The sequence below is a fragment of the Staphylococcus sp. GDX8P54P genome (assembly GCF_017893165.1).
Classification (GTDB): domain Bacteria; phylum Bacillota; class Bacilli; order Staphylococcales; family Staphylococcaceae; genus Staphylococcus; species Staphylococcus borealis.
The window spans coordinates 170,890-179,531 of sequence record NZ_JAESMM010000022.1 but is presented as its reverse complement, the minus strand read 5'-3'; the positions used below and the strand labels follow the sequence as shown (position 1 = coordinate 179,531).

General features: G+C 35.0%; 13 protein-coding genes. All 13 read right to left on the bottom strand.

Features of this window, described 5'->3' with window-relative positions:
* Nucleotides 1-390: 390 nt before the first annotated feature.
* On the bottom strand, nt 391-783 hold the full coding sequence (rpsI, locus tag KA909_RS09010) for a 30S ribosomal protein S9 (protein WP_011275150.1): 393 nt from the start codon (nt 781-783) through the stop codon (nt 391-393).
* A gap of 19 nt (nt 784-802) precedes the next feature.
* Nucleotides 803-1,240: a 50S ribosomal protein L13 gene (gene rplM, locus KA909_RS09005; protein WP_011275149.1), complete on the bottom strand. Its 438-nt coding sequence runs from the start codon at nt 1,238-1,240 to the stop codon at nt 803-805.
* 251 nt (nt 1,241-1,491) lie between these two features.
* A complete protein-coding gene (gene truA / locus KA909_RS09000; RefSeq protein ID WP_210130108.1) occupies nt 1,492-2,295 on the bottom strand; it encodes a tRNA pseudouridine(38-40) synthase TruA in 804 nt (267 codons plus the stop codon).
* A gap of 4 nt (nt 2,296-2,299) precedes the next feature.
* Complete coding sequence (locus KA909_RS08995; protein ID WP_075109214.1) at nt 2,300-3,106, bottom strand: energy-coupling factor transporter transmembrane component T family protein; 807 nt, start codon at nt 3,104-3,106, stop codon at nt 2,300-2,302.
* Entirely contained in the window at nt 3,096-3,959 is an 864-nt protein-coding gene (locus tag KA909_RS08990; protein WP_210130107.1) for an energy-coupling factor transporter ATPase, read from the bottom strand. The genes KA909_RS08995 and KA909_RS08990 overlap by 11 nt, the downstream gene beginning before the upstream one ends.
* Entirely contained in the window at nt 3,956-4,768 is an 813-nt protein-coding gene (locus KA909_RS08985; RefSeq protein ID WP_193839068.1) for an energy-coupling factor transporter ATPase, read from the bottom strand. The genes KA909_RS08990 and KA909_RS08985 overlap by 4 nt, the downstream gene beginning before the upstream one ends.
* Nucleotides 4,769-5,205: 437 nt before the next feature.
* Nucleotides 5,206-5,577, bottom strand: coding sequence for a 50S ribosomal protein L17 (rplQ, locus tag KA909_RS08980; protein ID WP_011275144.1), 372 nt, complete (start codon nt 5,575-5,577; stop codon nt 5,206-5,208).
* Nucleotides 5,578-5,598: 21 nt separating this feature from the next.
* Nucleotides 5,599-6,543, bottom strand: coding sequence for a DNA-directed RNA polymerase subunit alpha (locus KA909_RS08975; RefSeq protein ID WP_011275143.1), 945 nt, complete (start codon nt 6,541-6,543; stop codon nt 5,599-5,601).
* Between the two features lie 83 nt (nt 6,544-6,626).
* Nucleotides 6,627-7,016, bottom strand: coding sequence for a 30S ribosomal protein S11 (gene rpsK / locus KA909_RS08970; RefSeq protein WP_000101625.1), 390 nt, complete (start codon nt 7,014-7,016; stop codon nt 6,627-6,629).
* A 23-nt stretch (nt 7,017-7,039) separates the two neighbouring features.
* Entirely contained in the window at nt 7,040-7,405 is a 366-nt protein-coding gene (rpsM, locus tag KA909_RS08965; protein WP_011275142.1) for a 30S ribosomal protein S13, read from the bottom strand.
* Nucleotides 7,406-7,427: 22 nt separating this feature from the next.
* On the bottom strand, nt 7,428-7,541 hold the full coding sequence (gene rpmJ, locus KA909_RS08960; protein WP_001829709.1) for a 50S ribosomal protein L36: 114 nt from the start codon (nt 7,539-7,541) through the stop codon (nt 7,428-7,430).
* A gap of 31 nt (nt 7,542-7,572) precedes the next feature.
* Nucleotides 7,573-7,791, bottom strand: coding sequence for a translation initiation factor IF-1 (gene infA / locus KA909_RS08955; protein ID WP_001829792.1), 219 nt, complete (start codon nt 7,789-7,791; stop codon nt 7,573-7,575).
* Between the two features lie 197 nt (nt 7,792-7,988).
* On the bottom strand, nt 7,989-8,639 hold the full coding sequence (locus KA909_RS08950; protein ID WP_053028550.1) for an adenylate kinase: 651 nt from the start codon (nt 8,637-8,639) through the stop codon (nt 7,989-7,991).
* Nucleotides 8,640-8,642: the final 3 nt, after the last annotated feature.

Sequence of the window (8,642 nt, the reverse complement as noted above, 5' to 3'; positions counted from 1 at the left end):
AAGAGGCTGGGACATAAATAATATAATGAAGCTATTTTGCAAATTCGCAGTAGCTGACTGAACTGAGAAGGCGCTTAAATCAAGCTTTTCTCAGTTCTAGTCATCCTTGCGGGCGGGGCCCCAACACAAAAAATCACGAAAGTGATTTTACAAGCTAAGCAAGTTGGGGTTCGGGGCCCCAGCAAAGAGAATTTCATCAAGAAATTCTACAAGCAAAGCAAGCTGGGAGTGGACGACGAATAAAAGAATTCTGTCCCGCTCCCTTTTACGCATATAAAAAAGCACTTCTCAAAATTGAGAAGTGCTTTAATCGTTCTAATGGAACACAACTTGCTGACGCAATTTGCGTACCAAATCTGTAAGCGAATAAATTCGCAACAGCTTTGACAATTAACGTTTTGAGAATTGTGGAGAACGACGTGCTTTTTTAAGACCTGGTTTTTTACGTTCTTTCATACGTGGGTCACGAGTTAATAGACCTGCGCGTTTTAATGAACCTCTGTATTCAGGATCTGCTTCTAATAATGCACGTGCGATTCCGTGACGGATAGCTTGTGCTTGTCCAGTGAAACCACCACCGTGTACGTTAACTAATACATCATAGTTACCTTTAGTTTCTGTAACATCAAATGGTTGGTTTAAGTCTAAGATTAATGATTCGAATGGTAAGTACTCACGTACGTCACGTTCGTTAACTGTAATATTACCTTCACCTGGTACTAAACGTACACGTGCTACTGAGTTTTTACGACGGCCTGTGCCTCTATATTCAACTTGTGCCAATGTCATTTCCTCCTTCTAATTAACCACGTAACTCGTAGTTTTCTGGTTGTTGTGCAGCGTGTGGATGTTCAGCGCCACCATATACAAATAATTTTTTACCTTGTTTTTCACCTAAACGTGAACTTGGTAACATACCTTTGATTGATGTTTCAAGTAAACGTTCTGGGTTATTACGTTTTAATTCACCAGCAGTAACTGATTTGATACCACCTGGGTGATTTGAGTGACGGTAATAGATTTTATCTGATTCTTTTTTACCAGTTAATTCGATTTTAGCAGCGTTGATGATGATGACATAATCACCTGTGTCAACGTGTGGTGTGTAAGTTACTTTATTTTTACCGCGTAAGATAGATGCTACTTCAGATGATAAACGACCTAATGTTTGGCCTTCAGCATCAATAACATACCATTTGCGCTCAATGTTTGATTCATTTGCCATAAATGTTTGACGCATAATAATTGTCCTCCTAAAAATAAATGCTTCGTTTTAGATTACAGGTACGTATCGCAGTCGAACCTACGAACGAGGCCTGCAATCTATTCATTCTGTTACGATTTCAAAGCGTAAATGTTCATTTATTTTATTCCTGTATAATTTGCTTATATATCTTGTAACACAATAAGTTTCCGGGGCTTATCATGGGGTGGATATAAAACAATACCGTTAACTATGTTATATTTTATAGCTCCGTTTGTCAATGCAATTTAATCATTTTGTAGTGATTTTTTACGATGAATTTTAATATTATCTCCAAAGTCTGTTGTTAAGCCCTTTTCTGAGAGATATATCTTCTCTAAATAAAGCCCTTCTGCCGGAGCAGTAAATGGTACTTTATCTCTATTTTTTTCATTTAATAATGTCGGTACTTCATTAGGGTTACGCTTACCTTTTCCAACTTCAATTAAAAACGCTACTAACACGCGAACCATATTATATAAGAAGCCGGATCCAGTCACTACATAATCAAAGCCCTCATCAGTTATGATGATTTCACTTTGATACAACGTTCGCACTTTACTTTCAACTTCAGTCTTTTGAGAACAAAATCCTGTAAAATCATGTGTTCCAATAAAATGCTTCGCTGCTTCGTTCATTTTAGAATAATCTAAATCTTCTTTGATAAATGTCTTTAGGCCACTTTCAAAAGGATTACGATGAGATCCTTGATAGACTTTGTAACGATATCGTTTACCAACACAGTCGTAACGACAATGAAATTGATCATCGACGCGTTGGACATCATTCACATATATATCGTCTGGTAACGCACGATTCATTGCATACTTCCATTGCTTAGGTTCAATGTTTAATTCAGTATCAAAGTGAAAAAACTGTTCATTTGCATGCACACCTCTGTCAGTGCGACTAGAAGGATGAATTCGGACATGGCGACGATGCATACGCTTTAATATTTTTTCGAATTGTTGTTGGACCGTTCTTCCTTGTTGCTGAATTTGAAAGCCCAGAAATTGACTTCCTTGATAAGAAATATTAACGAGTATACGCACTGTATTACACTCCAATGTATTTTAATACGAATAATACGCAAGCTATGGGAATGAAACTGATTAAGCACATCGTATCAGCCATTCGCCATTGTAATTTTCTATAACTTGTTCGCTTTACATTTGCATCATAACCACGCACTTCCATAGCAATTGCTAACTCCTCAGCCCTTTGAAAAGCTGAAATAAATAACGGAATCATTAAAGGTATAAATGCTTTAATACGTGTCATTAGTCCACCTGAACTCAACTCAGAACCACGTGATTTTTGAGCTAATATAATTTTATCTAATTCATCCATTAAGGTTGGAATGAATCTTAATGCGATTGACATAATCATACTTAGTTGATGTACAGGTATCTTAAACCATTTTAATGGTGTTAATAATTTTTCAAAAGCATCTGTCAAATCAATCGGACTTGTAGATAAAGTCATTATCGTTGCAACCATCACGATAGTAATCAGACGTAATGATATAAATATACCTTCTAGTATGCCGGCACTATCAATTTTTATGATTCCGTAATCTACTAGTCGCGTGCCACCATGTGTGAAAAAGATATGCATTGCAAATGTAAATAACGTAAAGATAAATATCGGTGTCAAACCTTTAATTAGGAACCAAAATTTAATCTTCGCTAAAAACATAAATACTAATATTAATAATATAATCCAACCAAACGTTGCAAATGAATGTGCAAAAAAGATTAGAATAATAAACAAAAATACAAATAAGACCTTAGCCCGTGGATCTAGATGGTGAATAACTGAGTTATTAGGCAAGTATCTACCTATAATTAATTTATTCTTCATGTTGTTGCCACTCCTGATACATCGTTACAAATTCATCTTCTGATAATGCGATTGTCTTAAATTCAATGCCGTGTTTTATTTCAATATCACGTTGTAATTGGACGACATCTGGTAATGCTATATGCCATTCTTCTAATCGGTTCACTTGTCTGAACAGTTCTTTAGGTGTCACTTGTTCAACAATATTGCCATCATTCATCACGATAATCTCTTCAGCGTATTTTGCAACTTCATTCATATCATGAGACACAAGGATGATTGTTTTATTTTGCTTTATTTGTATTTCTTTAAATAACGCCATCACTTGTTGACGACTTTTTGGATCTAAACCAGCTGTAGGTTCATCTAACACAATCACATCTGGGTCCATAGCTAATATTGAAACAATTGCAATTTTACGCATCTGTCCCCCCGACATTTGAAAGGGTGACAGTGACATAACATGTCTTGGAAAACCTAACTCTAATAATAAATCAAATGCTCTTTCCTTCACTTCTTCAACATTCATGCCAAAGTTCTTAGGTCCAAACTCAATTTCTCTTTCAATATTGTCTTCAAATAATTGTGATTCAGGAAATTGAAACACTAGGCCAACTTTTTGTCGTATAGGCCTAATCCACTTATCTTTAGTCTTTGCTGTAATTGTCAGTTGATCATGCTCTATATAACCTTTTGTTGGTTTTAGTAACCCATTAAAATGTTGAATTAAGGTTGATTTTCCACTTCCAGTTTGTCCTACAATAGCGTAGTACTTTCCTTGTTCAATTGTTAAATTAATATGTTTTAATGCATTATACTCATAAGGTGTACCTCGTTGATAGGTATAAGCAACATCATTAAACTTAATTTTCATAGCTTTTCTACCAACCCTTCATATGTTATGAACTGATCATCAAATCCTAGCAATTGATTCATTTTCATTGAAAAAGGTAAATCTAGACCAAGTTCTTGTAACATATGTATATCTTTGAAAATTGCCTTAGGGCTACCTTCTTTATAAACTGTTCCGTGATTCATCACAATCACATGATCTCCTTCAAGTGCTTCAGTTAAATCATGTGTAATAGATATAATTGTCACATCTTTCGTTGCTTTGACATCTTGAATCAAGCGTAATAATGATTTTTTAGCTTGAGGATCCAACATAGACGTCGCTTCATCTAAAATAATCACGGTTGGGCTTAATGCTAACACGCCTGCAATAGCGACGCGTTGTTTTTGACCACCTGATAGTGAATGTGGCTCATAGTCAGCATAATCAGTCATTCCAACATCACTAATCGCCCGAGCAACGATGACTTTCATTTTTTCTGTGGGAACAGAATGATTTTCCAAACCGAAGGCAACATCATATTTAACAATTGAACCAACAAATTGGTTCTCAGGGTTTTGAAAGACAATGCCTATGTGTTCACGTATATTTTTAAACTCCTCGTTAATAATCGGTGATTGATTAAAATATACCGTACCATTCGTAGCCGTTTCAATACCAACAATGAGTTTAGCAATTGTAGATTTTCCAGAGCCATTGTGACCAACTATAGAAGTCCATTTATTTTTAGGGATTTGAAAGGATACATCGTTCAGTGTGAAGGCTGCATCGCCTTGATATTGAAAATCGATATGCTTAAGTTCAATAATATTTGTATGATTTGCCTCCACTAGAATCCCTCCTAAAAATTTGTACTCTTATAGTTTACATGAATATGATTATCATGTATATGAAACTTTGTTTCATTTCTGAATATAAAAAGAGGACCGGATAGAATTCTTATTGAATTCAATATCCCGCCTCTCTATGGTTGACTATAGTCATTAGCATTTAATTGAGCCATCTCAATTTAGTCAACTACCTTGAATTTGCAGTCAAATATTAAAAGTTCGTATCTCATCATATGAGAACATTTTATATAATTGGTTGCTGATATGCGCTATTAAAATAAAAAAGCGCGCACCCCATCATATTTTAGTTGAGTTCACGCTTTGAAATTTATTTAATTGATGGGGCACTCTGAGCTAGACAATATTTGTATGTGGCAAACATTATCGTTGCACTCATTTGCTTTACATATAAGTAGTTAGTGTATTTATATCTTGAATTAATCTACTAATTCGATGATAACTGATTCAGCACCGTCTCCGCGACGAGGACCTACTTTAAGAATACGAGTGTAACCACCTTGACGTTCTGTATAACGTTCAGCAATTTCACCGAATAATTTTTGAAGTGCAGTTTGTGTCGTTTCATCTTCGTTTAAGATTTCAACATTACGTAATGTTTTAGCAGCATTACGACGAGAAGCTAAATCTCCTTTTTTACCTAAAGTGATTAATTTCTCAACAACACTACGAACTTCTTTTGCACGAGCTTCTGTAGTTTCAATACGTTCACTAACGATAAGTGAAGTAGCTAAGTCACGTAACATAGCTTTACGTTGATCAGAAGTACGACCTAATTTTCTGTAACCCATGAGTTGACCTCCTTTAACTTATTAATCTTCTTTTCTTAATCCTAATCCTAAATCTTCTAATTTATATTTAACTTCTTCTAGAGATTTACGACCTAAATTACGAACTTTCATCATATCAGCTTCAGATTTATCAGCTAACTCTTGAACTGAATTGATTCCTGCACGTTTTAAACAGTTGTATGAACGTACTGATAAGTCTAATTCTTCGATAGACATTTCAAGTACTTTTTCTTTTTGATCTTCTTCTTTTTCAATCATGATTTCAGCATTTTGTGCTTCATCTGTAAGACCTACAAAAATATTTAAATGTTCAGTCAAAATCTTAGCAGCTAATGATACTGACTCTTGTGGAGTGATTGAACCATTAGTCCAAACATCTAAAGTTAATTTATCAAAATCACTACTTTGACCGACACGTGTATTTTCAACTGTATAGTTAACACGTTCAACTGGTGAGTATAGTGAATCAACAGGAATTACACCGATTGGTAAATCACTAGTATTATTTTGTTCTGCTAATGCGTAACCTCTACCCTTGTTAGCAACAAGACGAATTTTTAAATGTCCACCTTTAGACACTGTTGCGATTTTAAGTTCTGGATTTAGAACTTCCACATCACTATCATGAGTAATGTCACTTGCAGTAACTTCGCCTTCATCTCGAACATCGATTTCTAATGTTTTATCTTCTTCAGAATAGATTTTAAGTGCTAATTTTTTGATGTTCATAATGATAGTAGAAACATCTTCAACAACATTATCTATAGCTGAGAACTCGTGTAAAACACCTTCAATTTCAATGTACTTAACGGCTGCACCTGGTAATGAAGATAGTAGGATACGACGTAAGGAGTTTCCTAGTGTAGTACCGTAGCCACGTTCTAGTGGTTCAACAACGAACTTACCGAATTTAGCATCTTCACTAATTTCAATTGTCTCAATTCTAGGTTTTTCAATTTCTATCATTTACAAAAATCCTCCTTAATTACGTCGACTTAATTTTAAACTGTTTCGCTCAGTGACCTGTAACAATAACAATCTATTAAAAATTAGACGCGACGACGTTTTGGTGGACGACAACCGTTATGTGGTACTGGAGTAACGTCTCTGATTGCAGTTACTTCTAGACCAGCTGATTGTAATGCACGGATAGCTGATTCACGACCTGGTCCAGGTCCTTTTACTGTTACTTCAACAGTTTTTAAACCATGTTCCATTGCTGATTTTGATGCAGTTTCAGAAGCCATTTGCGCTGCGAATGGAGTTGATTTTTTAGATCCTTTGAAACCTAATGCACCAGCTGATGACCAAGATAAAGCATTACCAAATTCATCAGTGATAGTTACGATTGTATTGTTGAATGTTGAACGGATGTGAGCCACACCATTTTCAATATTCTTTTTAACTCTACGTTTACGAGATACTTGTTTACGTGCCATTTATATTTTGCCTCCTTTACCTATTATTTTTTCTTGTTAGCTACAGTTTTAACTGGGCCTTTACGCGTACGTGCGTTGTTTTTAGTTTTTTGACCGCGAACTGGTAAACCACGACGGTGACGGATACCACGGTATGATGAAATTTCCATTAAACGTTTAATGTTTAAGTTTTGTTCACGACGTAAGTCACCTTCAACTTTATAACTGTCAACAACTTCACGAATACGACCTAATTCGTCATCTGTTAAATCTTTTACACGTGTGTCTGCTGATACGTTAGCTTCTTCAACGATTTTTTTAGCTGTTGAAGTACCAATACCATATACATATGTTAATGAAATAACGATACGTTTTTCACGTGGAATATCTACTCCTGCAATACGTGCCATATATATTTACACCTCTCTTTTATTAACCTTGTCTTTGTTTGTGCTTAGGATTGTCACAAATTACCATTACTTTACCTTTACGTTTAATGACTTTACATTTTTCGCAAATTGGTTTAACTGATGGTCTTACTTTCATTTTTATACCTCCCTATATTATGGAGTGACGATTATTTATAACGATAAGTAATTCTACCGCGTGATAAATCATACGGAGACATTTCTACAGTTACTTTGTCGCCAGGTAGAATACGAATATAATTCATTCTAATTTTACCACTCACGTGCGCTAAAATTTCATGACCATTTTCTAATTCTACTTTAAACATAGCATTTGGTAAAGTATCTAATACTGTACCTTCTAATTCAATTACATCTTGTTTCGCCATTGATTAACTTCCCCCTTTTTACAATAGTAAGGTAATCGTCAATAGACAACTTCAACGATACGAATCTAATATAGTGACTAGTTATAATAAGTTTAACAAAATGCGGGAATTATTATCGTCATTCGACACTCAGAAAATTAATTCTTGCCAGAGAAACCTAATCAAATTCACATAAACCTAGACCGTATTAAGTTGATCTATTTTAATTGATCTAAGATATCAATGACATCTTTGGTTACATCGTCAATATCTTTCGCGCCATCAATGTTTTTAAGCACACCTTTTTCATTATAATACTCTAAAATAGGTTTAGACTGCTTAACATTAACGTTTAAACGATTAGATACTGTTTCAGGATTATCATCTTCACGTTGATAAAGTTTTCCACCATCGATATCACAAATACCATCAACCTTTGGAGGATTAAATACAAGATGATAAGTCGTACCACATTTCTCACAGATACGACGACCTGTAAGACGATTCATCAATTCTTCCTCAGGAACTTCGATGTTTATAACCGCATCAATGTTTCTACCAAGCTCAGACATAATTTCATTTAATGCCTCAGCTTGATCGATTGTTCTTGGGAAGCCATCTAATAAGAATCCTTTTTTTGCATCGTCTTCAGATATTCTTTCTTTAACGATACCTACAGTAACTTCATCAGGGACTAATTCTCCACGATCCATGTAAGATTTAGCTTCTTTTCCTAAATCTGTTTCATCTTTAATCGCTTTTCTGAACATGTCACCAGTAGATATATGTGGTATTGGGAATTTCTTAACAATTTCACTCGCTTGAGTACCTTTACCTGCGCCAGGTAAACCCATTAAAATGATATTCATAAA